Source organism: Stratiformator vulcanicus, assembly GCF_007744515.1.
Lineage (GTDB): Bacteria > Planctomycetota > Planctomycetia > Planctomycetales > Planctomycetaceae > Stratiformator > Stratiformator vulcanicus.
In genome coordinates, this window is sequence record NZ_CP036268.1 from 2632202 (window position 1) to 2649525 (window position 17324).

The 17324-nt window shown below is 58.3% G+C and carries 12 protein-coding genes and 1 pseudogene; 5 read left to right on the forward strand and 8 right to left on the reverse strand.

Annotated elements, in window-relative coordinates:
• Position 1 precedes the first annotated feature (1 nt).
• Positions 2 to 1678, reverse strand: a complete 1677-nt coding sequence (locus Pan189_RS10315) for a DUF1549 and DUF1553 domain-containing protein (RefSeq protein WP_310820313.1) — start codon at positions 1676 to 1678, stop codon at positions 2 to 4.
• A 473-nt stretch (positions 1679 to 2151) separates the two neighbouring features.
• Between Pan189_RS10315 and Pan189_RS10320 the strand changes: the two genes are divergently transcribed.
• The 3 genes from Pan189_RS10320 (at position 2152) to Pan189_RS10330 (ending at position 4410) form a co-directional block, all read left to right on the forward strand.
• Positions 2152 to 2496 (forward strand): 4a-hydroxytetrahydrobiopterin dehydratase, encoded by a 345-nt coding sequence (locus tag Pan189_RS10320; protein ID WP_145363837.1) that lies wholly within the window; start codon positions 2152 to 2154, stop codon positions 2494 to 2496.
• Positions 2497 to 2526: 30 nt separating this feature from the next.
• On the forward strand, positions 2527 to 2925 hold the full coding sequence (locus tag Pan189_RS10325) for an FHA domain-containing protein (RefSeq protein ID WP_145363838.1): 399 nt from the start codon (positions 2527 to 2529) through the stop codon (positions 2923 to 2925).
• 111 nt (positions 2926 to 3036) lie between these two features.
• Positions 3037 to 4410 carry a dipeptidase gene (locus tag Pan189_RS10330; protein ID WP_145363839.1) on the forward strand — a complete coding sequence of 458 codons (1374 nt, stop codon included), beginning with the start codon at positions 3037 to 3039 and terminating at the stop codon, positions 4408 to 4410.
• A gap of 68 nt (positions 4411 to 4478) precedes the next feature.
• Here Pan189_RS10330 and Pan189_RS10335 read toward each other — a convergent pair.
• From Pan189_RS10335 to Pan189_RS10365, 7 genes and pseudogenes are all read right to left on the reverse strand, one after another.
• A pseudogene (locus tag Pan189_RS10335) lies at positions 4479 to 6083 on the reverse strand (FAD-dependent oxidoreductase); the annotation flags it as partial.
• 74 nt (positions 6084 to 6157) lie between these two features.
• On the reverse strand, positions 6158 to 7483 hold the full coding sequence (locus Pan189_RS10340) for a sulfatase family protein (RefSeq protein WP_145363841.1): 1326 nt from the start codon (positions 7481 to 7483) through the stop codon (positions 6158 to 6160).
• A gap of 438 nt (positions 7484 to 7921) precedes the next feature.
• Complete coding sequence (locus Pan189_RS10345) at positions 7922 to 9556, reverse strand: arylsulfatase (RefSeq protein WP_145363842.1); 1635 nt, start codon at positions 9554 to 9556, stop codon at positions 7922 to 7924.
• A gap of 64 nt (positions 9557 to 9620) precedes the next feature.
• Positions 9621 to 11837, reverse strand: a complete 2217-nt coding sequence (thrS, locus tag Pan189_RS10350) for a threonine--tRNA ligase (protein ID WP_145363843.1) — start codon at positions 11835 to 11837, stop codon at positions 9621 to 9623.
• A 332-nt stretch (positions 11838 to 12169) separates the two neighbouring features.
• The gene (locus Pan189_RS10355) at positions 12170 to 13633 is read right to left on the reverse strand and encodes a DUF805 domain-containing protein (protein ID WP_310820314.1); all 1464 of its coding nucleotides are present in this window, start codon (positions 13631 to 13633) and stop codon (positions 12170 to 12172) included.
• A 70-nt stretch (positions 13634 to 13703) separates the two neighbouring features.
• Complete coding sequence (locus tag Pan189_RS10360; protein ID WP_310820315.1) at positions 13704 to 14522, reverse strand: glutaminyl-peptide cyclotransferase; 819 nt, start codon at positions 14520 to 14522, stop codon at positions 13704 to 13706.
• Positions 14523 to 14685: 163 nt separating this feature from the next.
• The gene (locus Pan189_RS10365) at positions 14686 to 16017 is read right to left on the reverse strand and encodes a dihydroorotase (RefSeq protein WP_145363845.1); all 1332 of its coding nucleotides are present in this window, start codon (positions 16015 to 16017) and stop codon (positions 14686 to 14688) included.
• Between the two features lie 105 nt (positions 16018 to 16122).
• Here Pan189_RS10365 and hisI point away from each other — a divergent pair, with 105 nt between their 5' ends.
• Together hisI and Pan189_RS10375 are read left to right on the forward strand one after the other, a co-directional pair.
• Entirely contained in the window at positions 16123 to 16590 is a 468-nt protein-coding gene (gene hisI, locus Pan189_RS10370) for a phosphoribosyl-AMP cyclohydrolase (protein WP_145363846.1), read from the forward strand.
• Entirely contained in the window at positions 16590 to 17039 is a 450-nt protein-coding gene (locus Pan189_RS10375; protein ID WP_145363847.1) for a 6-pyruvoyl trahydropterin synthase family protein, read from the forward strand. Before hisI ends, Pan189_RS10375 begins: the two co-directional genes overlap by 1 nt.
• Positions 17040 to 17324 lie beyond the last annotated feature (285 nt).

Sequence of the window (17324 nt, forward strand, 5' to 3'; positions counted from 1 at the left end):
GCTATCGAATAAAGATGAACTCGTTGCTGTTCAGCAGCGCCCAGAAGAGGTCCTGATATCCCGCCAGCGGCGTCTCGCTGCCGCGGATCAGCTTCATTGCGGTATTTCGTTCCGACCCGCTCGCCGGTCTACCCAGTGAGGCCAGATAGATTCGGCCGATCGCTTCGGGATGATTCTTCGAATCGGTCATGACCGTGTGCAGGAAACTGCCCGGCTCGGCGCTGACCGCTTCTCGGATGAGTTCGCCATTCATCAACATCAATGCCTGCGGAATCGTGCCGTCAAATGTCGTCGCTTCGGTTCCTTCGTCATTTCCGAAGGCGACCACGAATTGCTGCAGCCATCGCTGGCGCTGCTGCTCGGCGGCGTCCCAACTCGTTCGGCCTGATTTGTGAGCTTCCGTCGCGATAATCAGCGAATCATAGAGCTGCTCGGCACCCATCCGCTTAACATACATGTGGCTGAATAACGGCGTCTCGCCGGCTGCCGGATTGTCGTATGTGTTGTTCTCGTTGAATTGGCTGGTCAAATGATAGGCGCGGCTGTTCGTGATCCAGCGAATCAGCCGTTTCACGTCATAGTCGGCCTCGACGAACTGCTCCGTCAAATAGTCGAGCAACACGGGGTGCGACGGCGGATTGTGAGGGCCCATGTCGTCGACCGGGCGAGTAAATCCGTACCCAAAGAAGTGTCCCCACGTGCGATTGACGAACGCCTTCGCGACCAGCGGATCGGCCTGCTCGGAGATCATCAGGCGTGCCAACTCGGACCGTCGATTCGTCCCCTCGGACGGATCGACTTCCACGCCGAAGTAGGTCGGAAAGGCGACTTGCATCAGCCCGCTGCGTTTTTCGAAGAACACAGGACCGGCCGCCCGCGGGTCGTCCGTCGCGTCTTTCAACTCGACGTAGTCTGTGACCATTTGGCCCGACGTTTCGTCGTACCGCTCGAATTCCTCCGAACGTGTCTGCCGGAAGAAACTATTGAACTGCCAGAACTGATCCTGCTTCCAATCGTTGAACGGATGGTTGTGGCACTGCGTACATTGCACTTGGATCCCGAGGAACAACCGCGTGGCGTTCGCGGTGGCCCGCACCCCTTCATCTTCCCGAATGTCCTGCGCCAATAGAAAGTTGACTTCGCCGTTGAGTTCGTAGTGACCCGAGCCCGAAATCAATTCGTAGACCGCTTCATCCCACGGACGATTCTTGCCGAATACTTCGCGGAAGAATCGCCGCATGCCTAACCGGCTCACGCCATCGGGGTTGCCCAGACCGATCGCGAGATTCGTCCAGTTTGTCGTCCAAAATCGCACATACGCCGGATCGTCGAGTAGCTTTTCGATGAGCTGAGCCCGCTTGGCGCGGCCTTCGGAGGCCACGAATTGCTCAATCTCGTCCCCCGGCGGAATGTGACCGACCGTATCCAGATAAGCCCGGCGGGCCCATTCAAAATCGTCCGCCATCGCGCTGGGCTCGACTTCGTTGTCGGTCCACGATTGCTCGATCAGACGATTGATCTCCGCAATCACTTCTGCATCGGTCAACGACTCGCTAATCGGTGACTCGCTGACCGATGCAGATTCGCTTTGGGCGAATCCGAACGATGCGTGGCAAATGCCGATCGCCGCCACGCTGAGGACAACAGCGGTTTGAAGAATTCCAAATCGAGTTTGCATTGCAAATTTGGGCATGAGCGTTGGCTGATGAAAGCGTAAATTGCTTGCAATTGACGGAAACTGGCCGGAGGTCTGCAATATCGGAACCCGCGACGGCAATCATCCCGATCGCATGCGTCGAAAGTCGAATCGACCTTGGCGTTGCTTGACCAACTCCATCACTAGTAGACCCGCCAAGGCAGGTCGTGATTCGTCCGAATTTCGGGCGGAAAGACCCTCAAAACGGGCCATGCAGAACATTGTCTCGCTTAACCTGTTATTGTCAAGTTGTTTACGTCGAATATTCGACGACCGGCAAGATCGAAAAATTTTGCTCCGAGGTGGACGCAAAATCGAGAATTCGGCGATTGGTTGGCTGAATGAGCCGGGCGAGATTGGTACGTTGGGTACGTCGAGATTGAACGAGACGCCGCCGCAGGCGTTGTCTTGTTTCTCAGCCGAGAATCCGAAACAGCGTTGAACGAGATAGAGACATGGCCGTCCAAACCGCCGACCAACTTCGCCAGGGAAGCTGCAAGCCTTGCGAAGGGGGTGTTGAAAAGATGTCTGCCGCCGAGGCCAAAGAGCAGTTGGAGTCGCTTGATGGATGGCAGTTGAGTGATGACGCCACGGTGATCAGCAAGAAGTGGAACCGAGGCGATTTCGTCTCTGCGATCGACTTCTTCAAGCAGGTCGCGGACGTCGCCGAAGCGGAGCAGCATCATCCCGATTTACACCTGACCGGTTATCGCAACGTCCGCATCGATTTGTCGACACATGCCATCGGAGGGCTTTCCGAGAACGATTTCATCGTCGCGGCGAAGATCGATTCGATCTGAGCTCGCGATTCGCTATCGCCGAGAACGCCCATGAAGCATTACCTCATCCCGCAGCCCAACGGGAAACCGATCCTGCTCAATCGAGCCGTGATCCTGATCGGTCGACACCCCGATTGCGACATCTCTGTCGGAGAGAGCGAACGAGTTTCGCGGCGGCACTGCTGCGTCGTGCAGGTCAACGAAACCTTCCTCATCCGTGATCTCGGCAGCACCAACGGCGTTCGCGTCAACGGTCGACATGTCGATCGCGAAGAAACACTGGAGCAAGGCGACGAGATAACGGTCGGCGACTCTCGCTTCGTCTTCGCCGGCGGGCAGCCGAATGCTGATGGGAAGGGCATGAAGCAATTTAAGCAGACACTTGCAACCAGCGACGACGCGGGTGACGTGGAAGACTTTAGCGGAGAGGTCGAGGTTCTGGAGGACTGAGAGTCGCGAACTCTAGCTCCAACTTGAGAGCCTCATCCCATGTTGCTATCTGTCTGATCAATTCGCACTCCCTGCGTTTTTCCTCTTAATCGTATCCAGAATGGATTCAGCATGGCCGATTCAATGGCTTCGGTGGAATCAATCCTTGCGCAGGACGCCGATCGCTACGTCGAGGATTTAAAAGCGCTGCTTCGAATTCCAAGTGTCAGCGCCGACACGGCATTTCATGACCATTGTCTCAGTGCGGCGGCCGAGACCGCCGAGCAACTTGAGGCGGCAGGCTGCTCAGCCGAAATTATTAGCACTGCGGGCTTTCCAATAGTCCTCGGTCGTTCTCCGGAAGTGCCGGGAGCTTCCACGGTGCTCGTTTATGGGCATTACGACGTCCAGCCGCCCGATCCGTTGGATGAGTGGGAGACGCCCGCGTTCGAGCCGACAATTCGCGACGGCCGCATTTATGCCAGAGGGGCGACCGACGACAAGGGGCAGATGCTGACGCATATTAAATCCGTCGATGCTTGGACAAAGGCTGCCGGACACCCCCCGATTAACGTGGTTTTTGTCATCGAGGGCGAGGAAGAAGTCGGGAGCGACAACCTCGATCAGTTCCTGAAGGATCATCGCGAGAAATTAAAAGCCGATGTCGCTGTCATCAGCGATACCAGTATGTACGGACCCGACATTCCTGCGATCACGTACGGTCTGCGGGGCATTGTCGCCTGTGAAGTGACACTGACCGGGCCGTCGCAAGATCTTCACAGCGGAATCTTCGGCGGTGCGATTGCCAACCCGTGCAACGAACTGGCGACATTAATCGGATCGCTTCACGATGCCGATGGTCGCGTGACCGTCGAAGGCTTCTATGACGATGTGCGCTCGTTAACGGATCAGGAACGGCAGGCGTTTGCCGATCTCCCGTTCGACGAAGCAACATTTTGTAACAATATCGGTGTGAAAGCCCCTCGCGGCGAAGCCGGCTTCACCACGACGGAGCGGCGTTGGGCTCGTCCGACGTGCGATGTCAACGGTCTGTTCGGCGGCTATTCGGGCGAAGGCCCTAAGACAATCGTGCCCTCCAAGGCGACCGCCAAGATCACCTGTCGGCTGGTCCCGGATCAAAAGCCTGAGGCAATCCTGGACGCACTGAAGAGGCATCTCGAAGACAGACTCCCCGACGGGGTCACGATGAGCTTTATGACGTATCACGGCGCTCCGGCGTTTGTGATGGACCCGGATCACCCGGCGATGGCGGCCGCCAGCACGGCCATCGATCGTGCTTTCGGAAAACCGCCGGTATTAATCCGCGAAGGTGGCTCCATTCCGGTCGTCGCTTCTCTGAAAAGTATTCTTGACGTCGACACTCTCCTGTTGGGGTGGGGCCAGAACACCGATAATCTCCACAGCCCTAATGAACGATTCTCACTCAAAGATTTCCAGCGAGGAATTCACGCCAGTGCCGCCCTGTGGGCAGAGTTAGCGAAGTAGCCACTTACGGGCGAAACAGATTTGCGAAGTTTCGACTGCGATGGATCCGAAAACGGTTCTTAATTAACGGGAAGTTCGAGAACCTGTTTTTGCCGGATCAATCGCTCGCGGAGATTGGCGTAGTCAACATCCTGCACGGCGACGTCTTGCTCTGCGGCCATCGCCGCCGCAACGCCGGCTCCTTGGCCGATGACCATCCACGCCCCTTCAATTCTTAGTGATGATATTCCGACGTGCGTGCAGGAAAGCGCCACGGGCACGAGTAGGTTCTCACACTGGGCACGCTTCGGTTGAATCGACCGATAGGGAACGTGATAGACAAAGCCGATCCCGGTTTCTTTATTCCGGACGGGGTAAATCGTTCCCTCGTTAATTACCCCTCCACCTTCGACCGCGACTCGCTGACAATCGTGTGAGTCGATCGGGAAGGAGGAAACGGCGATGGGGTCTTCTTTCTCGGGTGACTGAAGAATATCCGCCTGGCTGATCACGTAGCGACCCCGCATCCGCCTCGACTCGCGCACGTAGAGAGCAGGAGGGAAATGGTCGTAACTCGCGAATTCATCTTTACAAAAGCCGAGCCCCGCGTAGCGACTTCGAATTTTGTCCGGCACAGTCGGGTCCGTCTTAAGAAAATGCAATAATGCGAGCGTGTATTCCTTGTGGGCTTCCCAAATCTCTTTCCGCTGTGCTTCGTCGGCGGAATGCCATTCGGTACCGCCACCGACCAAGCCGATCGAGAACTGGCCATGAATTGAATTGTTGCCGTCGAACTTGCCGCCGGGGATCGGGTAGATGTCCATACGAATGTTGTCGAATCCCGCTGCAAAAGCCCGGCGCAAGACTTCAAACTCTGACGGGTCATATTCCTCAGGTTCGGGAAGGGGGACACGATTGTCCGCATCACGTGTCAGGCACAACCGGAAGCTATAGGTCATGATATTGTTGTCGCCTGCTTGGTCGGCTCCGGCTTCCTTCGTTGTGACAAGCGGCAATAAATTGCCCACGTTATCGAAGCCATCGATCTTCATCTTTGGCTTGGGATACCGCTTGCCCGCGAGCGATTCGCCGAATTCCTCGCGGCCCTCACGACCAATTGTCCACTCAACCCCCGCGGCGGCCATCAAGTCGCCTTCATAGGTGCCGTCCACAAACACGTCCGCCGCGAAGGTGCCGTCCTTGGTGGCTAAGCCGGTGATGCGGCGATCAGATATATTAACCGACTCAAGGTAGCGTCTCGTTAAGACAGTGACTCCTGCTTCGTCGAGCATCGCTTTCGTCACTCGCATCGCCACGTGTGGCTCATAAGTCCACCGCGATTGATCTTTCACTCTTGGATCGTAGGGGGCTTTAAGACCACGGTCGGTGTAGTCCTTCACCACCCGCACGTGCCATTCGTGAAACAATCCCATCACAGTGCTGCGGGCCATTTGATTTGAGTCGCAATGACTCAGGCCCCCGGTGATCATGCCACCAATGTGATCGGTCGGCTCAAGCAGAATGACCGACGCCCCCTCCCGCGCGGCAGCGATTGCCGCGCAAAATCCACCGGGAGTGGCCCCGTAAACGACAACGTCTGCGCTAACAACGTTCGCCGCGGCTGCCGAGCGAGCTTCTGCGAGAGCGTTGCTAACAGCCACTAAAGCAAATAGGAGAAGTGCGCTTGGTTTCATCGCGGGTATCCGTCGGACAAATCGGTAGGCCGAAAGGCGACTCAAGTGAGTTACATTAACGAGTGTGCAATGCGTTAATTGCTCTTCGCGGCATCGGCGAGTTCTGTCAGCCTTCTGACAAGTTCCGGGTTCTCAGCCGCGAGATTGTCAGCTTCGCCCGGATCGTCAGCCAACTGATATAGTTCCGCCTCCTGCGTTCCGCGATCTAACTCTGACCATTTGCGAATTTTCTTAATCCCGGGAAGCCGCAGCTTCCAATCACCCTTGCGGATGGCTTGCAGTTCGCCGCTAGCGTAATAGTGAAACTCGTCTCTTGCACCCTTTTCGCTACCGCCTACGAGGAGGTCTCGTTGATCGACGCCGTCGATCACGCGGTCAGTCGGAACATGGTCGGCCGCCCCCGCCAACGAAGCAAACGTGGGTAGCACGTCGAGCGTCGAGATCATGGCATCGCTGGTGCGTCCGGCAGGAACATGGCCGGGCCAGCGGACGATTGCGGGCACGCGTAGGCCACCCTCCCATGTCGAACCCTTCGCACCGCGCAGAGGCCCTGAACTTCCCCACGGAATCTCAGGTCCATCGGTCCATTCAATGTACTTTGCGTTTTTAGCCCGCTGGCGTTTGTGATCGTTCGACCAAGGGCCGTTGTCTGAGGTAAACAGCACCAGGGTGTTTTCATCAAGGTCCAGTTCCTCAAGAGTCTTGAGCAGGCGTCCGATTTCCGTATCGAGTTCTAATAGAGTGTCGGCGTAAAGCCCGTTGCCGGTGCGGTTGCGATATTCAGGAGACGCGTCGATTACGACGTGCATCATCGTGTGTGCGAGATAGAGAAAGAATGGCTCGTCCTTATGACGCTTTAAAAATTCGATGCTCTCATCCGTATAAAGTCGCGTCAGGGCGGCCATGTCATTCGACGTTTCGAGTTCTTCCCGATTGCGGTAGAGCGTTACTCGATTCTGGTCATTGGCCCCGAGCGGTCCGAAGTAGTAGTCGAATCCCTGCGAATTAGGCACCAGTTTTTCTTGGTACCTGCGGGCCGACATGTCCCATTTGCCGACGCATCCGGTGGTGTAACCGGCTTGCTGTAAGATCTCGGCGACGGTGACCTCTTCGGCGTTCGTGGTCCATCCTCCGCCAACGCGTACGGGGTACCGGCCGGTCATCAACGCCCCACGCGAAGGCCCGCAGACGGTTTGAGCATAGAAGGACGTAAACCGCGTCCCTTCCGCTGCCAGTGCGTCGATATGCGGCGTCGGTGCCGCGGTGCCGCCGTAGCAACCGGGATCGCCATAGCCCATGTCGTCGATAAAGATGATCAAGAAGTTGGGCCGGTCCTCGGCGGCGAAAACCGCCGAGCCAGTGACGAGGCACGCGAGAGCAACGACAATCAATTTTCGCATAACGCGACTTCCCTCGATGAGCGCAAGTGGTCCGAAGACCACCCAACTTACTCACCGAGTCGACGATCCGCTATGAAATCGCGATAAATCACCGTCTGTCAGTTCTTATCACGCTCGCTTTCGGCTCCTCTCGATTCTGGTCTCTTCTCTTGACTCTCGACTGAAAAAATCCGAACGCGTCCGGGCCGTATGCCGCGGCATCATCCGCCGCATGGGCCAACTGCAGCCACTCGGCCGCACCCACCGGCGGGGTGAAAAGAGGTGGTGCACCCTTCCTCTACCACACGGGAGAAGGTTGCGCGGAAATCGGGCCGCACCGGGTTTGCCCGTGCGCCGCAGTCGGAGACCCGGACTTGAAATCACCCGCAACCACCGGCGAGTGCCTGCGGCATCGGTCGCACAGCGCTCGGACGCAAGAACTTTTCTGGATTGATATCCTCAATCGACGCGTGCCCGGTCTTGCTCGAAGTCGGTGTCGAGACTTTCCCATCGTGCGACCATTCGCTGAGTCAGTTCAGGATGTTCCGCCGCGAGATCGTGCTGCTCGGCTCGATCGTTGGACAGGTCAAAGAGCGACCATGTTTCGGAATCCCGATCGCTGAGCACCTTCCAATCACCCACGCGGAGCGCTCGATGACCGCCGTGGCGGAAATAGATTTCTTCGCGTGTCAGTCTCACGTCTTCGTCAAAGGTCGTGACGAGGCTTTCGCCGTGCCGCATCGGAAGTCCCTGAGATGGCGGCCCTGTTTCAGGGCAGCCGGCGATGTCGACAATCGTTTCGAACAGGTCGATGCAATGGCCGTGTGCGGTCCGAAGCTCTCCGGCGGCGGTAATGCCGGTCGGCCAACTCACGATTAACGGGGTCGACACACCGCCCTCGTGAACCCACGACTTGTGTCGCCGCCACGGCGTGTTGGACGCGGTCGAAAAACCCGGCCCGAGGCACAGATAAGAGCCGGCCGAACCGGGCGAAGCACTCCTGTCGTGACGGTCGCCCCGATTGATAATTTCGGCACTCGCTCCGTTGTCACTCAAAAATATGAAGAGTGTATTGCTCAGTCCACCGTTGCCCATCCCCCGAACTTGATCGACGACGCGTCCGACTTCTTGATCCATTCGGTCGACCATGGCCGCGTGAATCGCCATTTTCGTCGCCTGGAATTGTTGCTCGCCTTCGCTCAATTTTTGCCACGCGACCGCTCGCCCGGTCTCGTCCGGATCGATCTGGGTCCGAAGTTCCTCTTCCGACATGCTCCAGTGTGCGAAGACGCCGGGCTCTCTCTCGGCGGGCGACGAATCAGTGAGGCCGAGTTCGCGAATTTTCGCCACACGTTCCTCTCGTAGCCGATCCCATCCCTCGAGATAGCGGTCGGCGTAGCCTGCGATATCGTCGGCGGGGGCGTGAAGCGGGAAATGGGGCGCGTCGAACGCCAAATAAAGAAAGAACGGCTGTTCAGAATAGCGTTCGGTATGTTCCTCCAAAAATTGAATCGCGAAGTCGGCAATCGCAGTGGAGGAGTAGTACCCGCTCCCCGGTTCGACCACGGGGAGGGGCTGATCGTCAAAAATATGGCGCTGCGGCGTGAACGAACGACTGTGGTCGCGAAGCCAGTACGAGTGATCGAAGCCCCCGTCCTTCACGACCCGAGCCGCCCGGAAGATGTGCCACTTTCCGCTATGATAACTGCGATAATTTTGTTCCCGCAGCCGGTGCGGTAACAAAGGCAGATTCTCCGGGAAGGGGGTCTTCGCGATCGGATCCATCCCGACCTGCTGCGGATAAAATCCCGTCATCAAGGCCGCGCGGGTCGGCCAGCACCGCGCAGTATTATAAAACTGCGTGTACTGGAGGCCTTTCGAGGCCAGTTTGTCGAGATGCGGCGTCGCAATCTCACCGCCATAGCAACCCAAATCGGACCAGCCGAGATCGTCCGCCAGAATTAAGACGATATTCGGGCGTTTCGAACCCGCCCTTGAAGCCGGATCGTCCGCACTAACCGCCGTTCCCGCCGTGACGATCAAAGTGAGAACCAGCAAGCACAATCCCGCCGTCGCGTCAGAACCAGTTCGCATAATGCGTATCTCAACTCCGAATAGTTTCATTGACTCGAAAAAAGTGCATCGATCGCGATGAATCTCAATACTCATTCACCTCATCCCCATCATCACCAAAGCCGCTGAACTCACTCTTCACCACCTGCCGGATGCGCTTCTCCTCGACTTCGCCTTGGAGTTTGGCGATCGCTTCCTCCAACGCCATCGCGCCGAGGTCGCCGTCGATGCGGTCTCGGACGGCGACGGTGCCTTGTTCGGCTTCTTTGGGGCCGACGACGAACATGTAGGGGATCAACTCCAGTTGGGCCTCGCGGATTTTGGCTTGGAGTTTGGCGTCGTGGAGATCGGTTTCGGTGCGGAAGCCCGCGGTTTGGAGTTGGGCGGCGACTTCCTGCGCGTAGTCGAAACTCTTTTCGCTCAGCGGCAGGACGCGGACCTGGACCGGGGCGAGCCAGAGGGGGAAGGCCCCGGCGAAGTGTTCGATGAGCATGCCGACGAAGCGTTCGAGTGAGCCGAACGGGGCGCGGTGGATCATCACCGGGCGGTGCGGGCGGTTGTCGGAGCCGATGTATTCCAGCTCAAACCGCTCGGGCAGGTTGTAATCGAGCTGTACGGTGCCGAGCTGCCACTCGCGGCCGAGGGCATCGCGCACCATAAAGTCGGCCTTGGGTCCGTAAAACGCGGCTTCGCCTTCCTCTGCGGTGAAATTCAAACCGGAGTTCTCCAGCACCCGCCTTAAAGCCGCCTCAGCGTTGGACCAGTTCTCTTCCGAGCCGACGTATTTATCGGACTTGGGATCTCTTAACGAAAGCTGCACACGGTAGTCGTCGAGTCCGACGCTTTTCAGCGCGACCTGTACCAATTCCAAAGTCTCGCGGAACTCGCCCTCGACCTGCTCCGGGGTGCAGAAAATGTGGGCATCGTCCTGAGTGAAGCCTCGGACTCTTAACAGGCCGTTGAGTTCGCCCGATTGCTCGAAGCGATAGACGGTTCCGAATTCGGCGAGCTTAATCGGCAGTTCGCGGTAAGAGTGGGGCCGCGACTTATACATCATGCAATGATGCGGGCAGTTCATCGGCTTGACGAGGAACCGCTCGTGATGGGCGTTCCACTCGTCGAGGGCGGCGATTTGGTCATCGATCGATTTCGCGGCGCGAAAATCTTTCAGATCGACGTTTAAGACTTCGGCGGCAATCGCGAGTTTGTCAATCGCGTTCTCATCTAAGCCCGGAGGCATGCCTCCGGCTTGGTTCGATCTCGCCTCTCTTAATCGAGTCAGGATCTCATCGACGACCTGCCCCGCCTGATGCGAGAAGAGCGGGGGGAATTGGGAGTCGCGGTAGTAAGGGAAGTGCCCGCTGGTTTCGTAGAGTTCGACGCGGCCGAGGTGCGGGCTGTAGACGGGGGTGTAACCCCGCTGAATTAATTCTCCTCTTAAAAAGTCTTCCAAGGCCGCGCGGATCGTCGCCCCTTTGGGCAGCCACAGGGCCATGCCGGAGCCGACCTTGGGGTCGATGTGGAAGAGATTTAATTTCTTTCCGAGATTTCGGTGATCGCGCTTCTTCGCCTCTTCCACCTGTTCCAGATATGCCTTCATCGCCTTCTTGTCGAAGAAGGCGGTGCCGTAGAGGCGTTGGAGCGGTTTGCCGGATGAGTCGCCCTTCCAGTGCGCACCGGCGACGGAGAGAAGTTTAAAGGCCTTAATCTTGCCGGCGTGGGGGATGTGGGGGCCGCGGCAGAGGTCGACAAATTCGCCCTGGCGGTAAAAGCCGAGCTGCTCGTGCGCGGCGAGGCCGGTGTTGATGTGCTCGACCTTCAATTCCTGATTCATGCCCTCGCAGAACTCGACGGCTTCGCCGCGCGGCAGGCTGAACTGCTCGAACGGCTCGGCCTCTTTAACGATTTTCTTCATCTCGGCTTCGATCGCCGCAAAGTCTTCCTCGGAGATCGGCCGGTCGAGGTCGAAGTCGTAGTAGAAACCGGTGGAGGTGGTTGGACCGAAAGCGAGGCCGACCCCCTCATAGAGCTGCATGACGGCGCGGGCCATGACGTGCGCGGCGGAGTGCCTTAGAACGCCAAGGGCCTCGGGGTCACGATCGGTGAGCAGCTTGAACTTCACCGGCTCGTCGGCCGAGGTCAGCTCGGCGATGGGGCGGGTGGCGTCTTTGATCTCGCCGTTGAGTTCGGCGGCGACGACTTGCTGGGCGAGGCGTTCGCTGATGCCCTCGGCGATTTTGACGGCGGTGACGTCGTCGGGATGCTCTTGAAGGTTGCCGTCGGGAAGTTGAATTTGAATCATCAAATCGCTCCTTATTCTGACGCCGGTACGAAGGGCGTTCATGGGGGTTGCGACGTGTGCTGACCAATTCAACGCGTCCGTCGCCAGGGATTAAGACGCCGCAGGTTGTATCGGGTTCGCTATTTCCAGGTCAAACGGGCGGGCACGGCCCGCTTCCGTGCCTGCGGCGGGCATGGCCCGCTTCTGTGCCTGCGGCAGCTCTTGGGTGTGCGTTGTGATTGCCTTATGTAGTGGGGAGGCCGCGGGCTTGGGGGGTGCGGCCGTTGTGATCCCCTTCCTGCCGGTCGGGGCTGCATGGAGTGGAGTTGAGGTCAGGCCGCGTTTAGATCCGCTTACTTCGTGCGCGGCTTGTTTTCAGAGCTCTCGCTGAGTGTTCGGACGTGGTTAAGCACGCGATGATGGATGCGGTGGATGATCACGTCGGACCACATCGTCCAGTAGCCGTGCGGGGCTAGGCCGAGGCGGTACCACGTGGTGCCGCTGAGCTGCGTGCGGCCATCGGGGAGTGGTTCGAGGCGGAACTCGCCGCGCTCGCAGACGAGACCCTGCGTCATGTGCGGCGTGTGGACGTGCCCCCAAGGCGTGAGTTCCCGCATCGGATCGGGCTGTTCGCGGACGTCAAAGGCGAGGCGGTGCGGGGCGTTCCAAGCGGTGATTGGTTCGACGAAGGTGCCGGTAGTGAAGCGGCAATGACGAACCGCGCCGACGCCTTGACCTTCGATCGTCGCACCGACGGGACAAGAAATACCCAGGTCGAAAAACCACTCGCGCTCGGCGGGCAAATCGGGAAAGGAGACGACGTTCTGCCAAACGATTTCAGGCGGGGCATCGACGATAGTCACCGTTCGCACGGCGCGGAGAGGCGGCGAGAACATGCAGGCATCGATCATCCCGCCGACCGGAAGCACGAGTGCGATCGGGGCGAGAGAATAGAATCGGTCGTTGCGAAACGCCTGTCGCTCGGCCAGCGAGATCGTCCACCCGAGTAACGCCCCGAGCAGCGTCAAGATGGCGACAATTGGAGCGGCCATCGCAATACAGATCGCTCCCTCCAAAGCGAACGCCAACAGGCAGAAGGCGCCGAGCGCGGCTGATAGCATCGCCCAGCCGAGACTTGGCAAAAACCCACGATAGACGCGGCAGTTGACGAGAAACGCCGTCCACGCCGCCGCGTGAATCGGAGCGAGGAAGAACAGGGCGATGCCATACTCGCCCAGTCCGTAGACGTAGAAGGCCATGGAAAATAGCGCCATCGCCGGGCCCATCAGAAGCGCAATGATGTCAGTGCCGGCGGTCGAGCCGTGAGCTTTCTCCCAGCGCTCGGTCTCCGCGTTCAACCGTTGTTCAGGATTGTTTTCATCATTGAGCGATGACCCTTCGATCGATGACACCTCTCGCGGCCAGAAGGCGAGGGCCGCAAACATCAAAACATTGGCATAGGGCACGATGGCCCAGAGACCCCACCACGGCGAGAGACCGGCATCGATCGCCCGGCGGACGCTCAGTGACAGGGCCAAAAACGCGAAGGGGATGCTCCACACGAAATAGGCCGGAGGAAACCAGTCGGGGGCACCGCTGAAGAGCGTTTCAAATGTTGAGTATTTGGGAAGCCAGAGTTGCCAGACCGGCGGAAAGCGATCGGTGAAAATCACGAAGCCGAGCGCTTCGGTGAACGTCTTGAAGATCGCAAGCAGGACCGCTGTCAAAAAGTAATCGGTCTGGGAGAGCGGTCCGAGAAGTTGCAAACGACGTTTGACAGTTTGAAGCATCGCGTGCGGCCTTGCGAAAGCATCCATCAATAGAGCTTGGACCGCTTGGCGCTGCGATGCTTAACCGTACTTCGCTTCAGTTAATTTCGGGCCGGCCTTATTTCGCGCGGGGCGTTTCGATTTCGTAAAGCACAGGCCAATTTTTCCCCGTGACGAAGAGTCGTTCGCTCTCGTCGTCGTACGCGATGCCGTTAAGCACTTCCTCATCGCTGCGGAGGTCTTTGGGAACGAGGTGCGAGCAGTCGATCCAACCGATCACGCGACCGTTTTCCGGATTGATCCGGGCGATGCCGTTTTTGTGCCAGATGTTCGCCAATATCTCGCCTTCGACGAACTCCAGTTCGTTCAAGTCGTCGACGACGCGGGTTCCGTCACGCACGGTGAGGCTTCTCGATATGCGGAACGTCTTGGGGTTGTAGAAACGGAGCGTCGGGGAGCCGTCGCTGAGGATCAGCGACTTGCCGTCGGAGGTCAGCCCCCAGCCCTCGCCGCGGTAACGGAAGGGTCTGACATAGCGCAAAGTCTTGCGGTCATAGACGAAGCCGATCCCGGCTTGCCAGGTGAGCTGATAGAGGAGATCGCCGTGCGACGCCAGACCTTCACCGAAATACCGTTGGTTGAGTGTCTTCAGCCGTTTGACTTTGCCCGATTTCAGTTCGACCTCGCGCAGCGATGATTGGCCGTACTGTCCGGTGCTCTCATAGAGGGTGTCTCCCTCGATCAGCAATCCTTGGCAGAAAGCCCCGCGGTCATGCGGGAAGCTGGCAACGATCCGGGCCTTTTCAACCGGCGCGGCTGCTTCCGAACGGCGGGGGCGCAATACGGCGACGGCGCTGATCACGGCAATGACTGCGATAAACATCACAGCCGGAAACGCGAGGCGAGCAGTCGTCGTCCGGCGGTCTGCTTCGTTCATGATTACACCAGTTCGCGCGGGCGTTGCCAATGCAGCATGTTGCCGCACCGGCAAATGACGTTCATTGCTTAAGAGCCGGAGCCCTCGCGGGCCTGCGGAGCTTTCTTCAGTATCGACAGTCGTGGACGACTAATCTCCGAGCGGACGCAAAAAGGCGATCGGATCAATCTTCAGTCGACGCCCAGAATCCGCCGCGATCGTGGTCAAATTTTGCTTCCGACCCGCGAACCTCTTCGTGAAACGTGCCGTCTTCGAAAACGAGTTGACCCATCACCCAGGTGTGAGTTGACCAACCTTTCAACGTCTGCCCGTGCCACGGACTCCACTTCGTTTTCGTAACTTGCTCTTCATCGCGAATTGTTCGCGATGCTTCAAGGTCGATCAAGACGAGGTCGGCATCGTAGCCCTCCTGAATACGACCTTTGCCGACGACATCCCACACGCGGGCCGGGGCGTCGCACATCCAACCCACGACTTGCTCAAGAGTGCAACGCCCCTCGTTGACCTGATTGAGCATTAGAGCGAGGGAGTTCTCGACCGCCGGCAGACCTGACGGCGATTTCGGGTAGGGCTGATCTTTCTCCTCCAGCGTGTGGGGAGCATGATCCGTGGCGATAACCGGGATGCGCCCATCGAGCAAAGCCCGCCAGATTTCGGCGTTGTCGTCGGCGGTCTTGATCGACGGATTCATCTGCACCCGCGACCCGAGCCGTTCGTAATCGTTCACATTGAAGAACAGGTGATGCGGGCATGCTTCAGCCGTGATCAAGCCGTAGTTTTCGGAGAGCAGCCTGGCTTCCTGTGCGGTCGAGACGTGGAGGACGTGAAAGCGATGACTGTGGCGGACTGCCAGTTGGAGAGATCTCAATGTCGCGATTACCGCGGCTTTGTGGTCGCGAATTCTGGAATGGTCGGCGTATTCGGTTCCCCCATCCAGTCGCTCGCTATTTTCGCGGACGGTCGCTTCATCTTCGCAATGAGCACAAATCGGCAACGTCGTCTCGGCAAAGATCGACTCCAGCGCGGCTTGTTCGTCAACGAGCAAATTTCCGGTGCTCGAACCGATGAAGATTTTGATTCCGGGCGTTCGCGTGGCCTTTTTCAGTTCTTTGACATTGTCCGGTGTCGCCCCGATGTAGAAGCCGTAATTGACGAGCGATTTCGTCGAGGCGAGTTGCAGTTTCTCGCGTAGCCGCTCGACCGTCGTGGTCGTCGGCTTGGTGTTCGGCATCTCGAAGTAAGTGGTGATTCCCCCTTTCGCGCACGCCCGGCTGCCGGTCGCGAGATCTTCTTTGTGGGTCAGTCCCGGTTCCCGGAAATGGACCTGATCGTCGATCACGCCCGGGATGAGGTATCGGCCGGAGGCGTCAAATGTCACATCGGCGCGAACCGCGCCGGGATCGATCGCCTCGATCCGATGGTCTTCGATGAGAATGTCGGCTTCTCGGGTCCCGTCGGGGAGAACGCAATGAGCATGTTGGATCAGAGTTCGCATGGGTCGGTGAAGGCCGGTCTGTCGGAAAATGGCGTTCTTGGAATCTCATCGCATCAAACGGTAAAGTGACCGCTGCGTTACCGCGAGAGTAAAGAGAATTGAAAGATGAGCACAGCTTCCGCGTTTGCCGATCGAGGTTCCAAGGAACAAATCGAGACCGGCTCCGCCTTTGCGCCGAAATTTGACGAGAAGGGTTTGATTCCGGCGATCGCGACCGATTTCGATTCGGGCGAAGTGCTGATGCAGGCGTGGATGAACGCTGAGGCACTCGCGAAGACGATTGAAATCGGCGAGGCGGTCTATTGGAGCCGCAGTCGGCAGGAATTGTGGCACAAAGGGGCGACGAGCGGTCACACGCAGATCGTCAAGGAACTTCGCACCGACTGCGATCAGGACTCGATCTGGCTGCGGGTCGAACAAAAGGGCGGGGCGGCCTGTCATGTCGGTTACCGCTCCTGCTTTTACCGCCGAATCCCGGTCGGTGCTCAGGCGGCGGGCGACGCCGAACTCGAAGTGACGGAATCGGAAAAAGCTTACGACCCCGCAGCCGTCTACGGGAAGAAGTCGCACTGATGCCGTTGTCTGTCGTGAGGCGCATTTCGTTCTGCGCCGGGCATCGCCTGCTCGGTCACGAGGGCAAATGCGCCGGGTTGCACGGCCACAATTACGTGGCGGAGATCGAAGTCACGGCTGACGGGACCGACGATGTCGGTCGCGTGATCGACTTCGCCGAGGTCAAGTCACGGCTCAAGGGGTGGATCGACGAATACTGGGATCACGGATTTCTACTCAATCGGGACGATGAAGCCGCGATCGCCGCGGTCCGCAGTGTCGAGCCGACCAAGGTCTTCCTGTTCCCCGGCAATCCCACCGCCGAAAAGATGGCCGAGTACCTGCTCGAGGAAGTCTGCCCGAAGGCGCTCGCCCCGTTCAACGTACGTGTTGACAAGGTCGTCCTGTGGGAAACGCCCGATTGCTTTGCGGTCGCTGCAAAAGGCCAGGGGCAAGGGGCTAGAGGCTAGTGGTCCTTTGAGAACTTCTGTAGACGGGTGCCGGGGTGCGTGTCGCCCCCGCAGTAAAAGGGCCGCTCGCCCATTGCATCGCGTCCACTTTGGCTCGTTGGCGGTACGACAAGCGGTGCAAATTCCACGCAAACTTGTCGATTCGGACGTAAAACACTCTCGGCACCCATGTGCGAGGTCTTCGTTTAGCCGCGACCGACAGGAAGCGCGGCCCCTTTCCTGCGCTCTACGCTTCCCGTTAAGCTGGGCAGTCCACGCAAATCGCACCGAGCTTTTTTCCAACAG

What these genes read in the sequence shown, in the direction of transcription:
- Pan189_RS10315 (WP_310820313.1), bottom strand. Translation starts at nt 1,678, where the DNA reads ATGCAAACTCGATTTGGAATTCTTCAAACCGCTGTTGTCCTCAGCGTG.
- Pan189_RS10320 (WP_145363837.1), top strand. Translation starts at nt 2,152, where the DNA reads ATGGCCGTCCAAACCGCCGACCAACTTCGCCAGGGAAGCTGCAAGCCT.
- Pan189_RS10325 (WP_145363838.1), top strand. Translation starts at nt 2,527, where the DNA reads ATGAAGCATTACCTCATCCCGCAGCCCAACGGGAAACCGATCCTGCTC.
- Pan189_RS10330 (WP_145363839.1), top strand. Translation starts at nt 3,037, where the DNA reads ATGGCCGATTCAATGGCTTCGGTGGAATCAATCCTTGCGCAGGACGCC.
- Pan189_RS10340 (WP_145363841.1), bottom strand. Translation starts at nt 7,483, where the DNA reads ATGCGAAAATTGATTGTCGTTGCTCTCGCGTGCCTCGTCACTGGCTCG.
- Pan189_RS10345 (WP_145363842.1), bottom strand. Translation starts at nt 9,556, where the DNA reads ATGCGAACTGGTTCTGACGCGACGGCGGGATTGTGCTTGCTGGTTCTC.
- thrS (WP_145363843.1), bottom strand. Translation starts at nt 11,837, where the DNA reads ATGATTCAAATTCAACTTCCCGACGGCAACCTTCAAGAGCATCCCGAC.
- Pan189_RS10355 (WP_310820314.1), bottom strand. Translation starts at nt 13,633, where the DNA reads ATGGATGCTTTCGCAAGGCCGCACGCGATGCTTCAAACTGTCAAACGT.
- Pan189_RS10360 (WP_310820315.1), bottom strand. Translation starts at nt 14,522, where the DNA reads ATGAACGAAGCAGACCGCCGGACGACGACTGCTCGCCTCGCGTTTCCG.
- Pan189_RS10365 (WP_145363845.1), bottom strand. Translation starts at nt 16,017, where the DNA reads ATGCGAACTCTGATCCAACATGCTCATTGCGTTCTCCCCGACGGGACC.
- hisI (WP_145363846.1), top strand. Translation starts at nt 16,123, where the DNA reads ATGAGCACAGCTTCCGCGTTTGCCGATCGAGGTTCCAAGGAACAAATC.
- Pan189_RS10375 (WP_145363847.1), top strand. Translation starts at nt 16,590, where the DNA reads ATGCCGTTGTCTGTCGTGAGGCGCATTTCGTTCTGCGCCGGGCATCGC.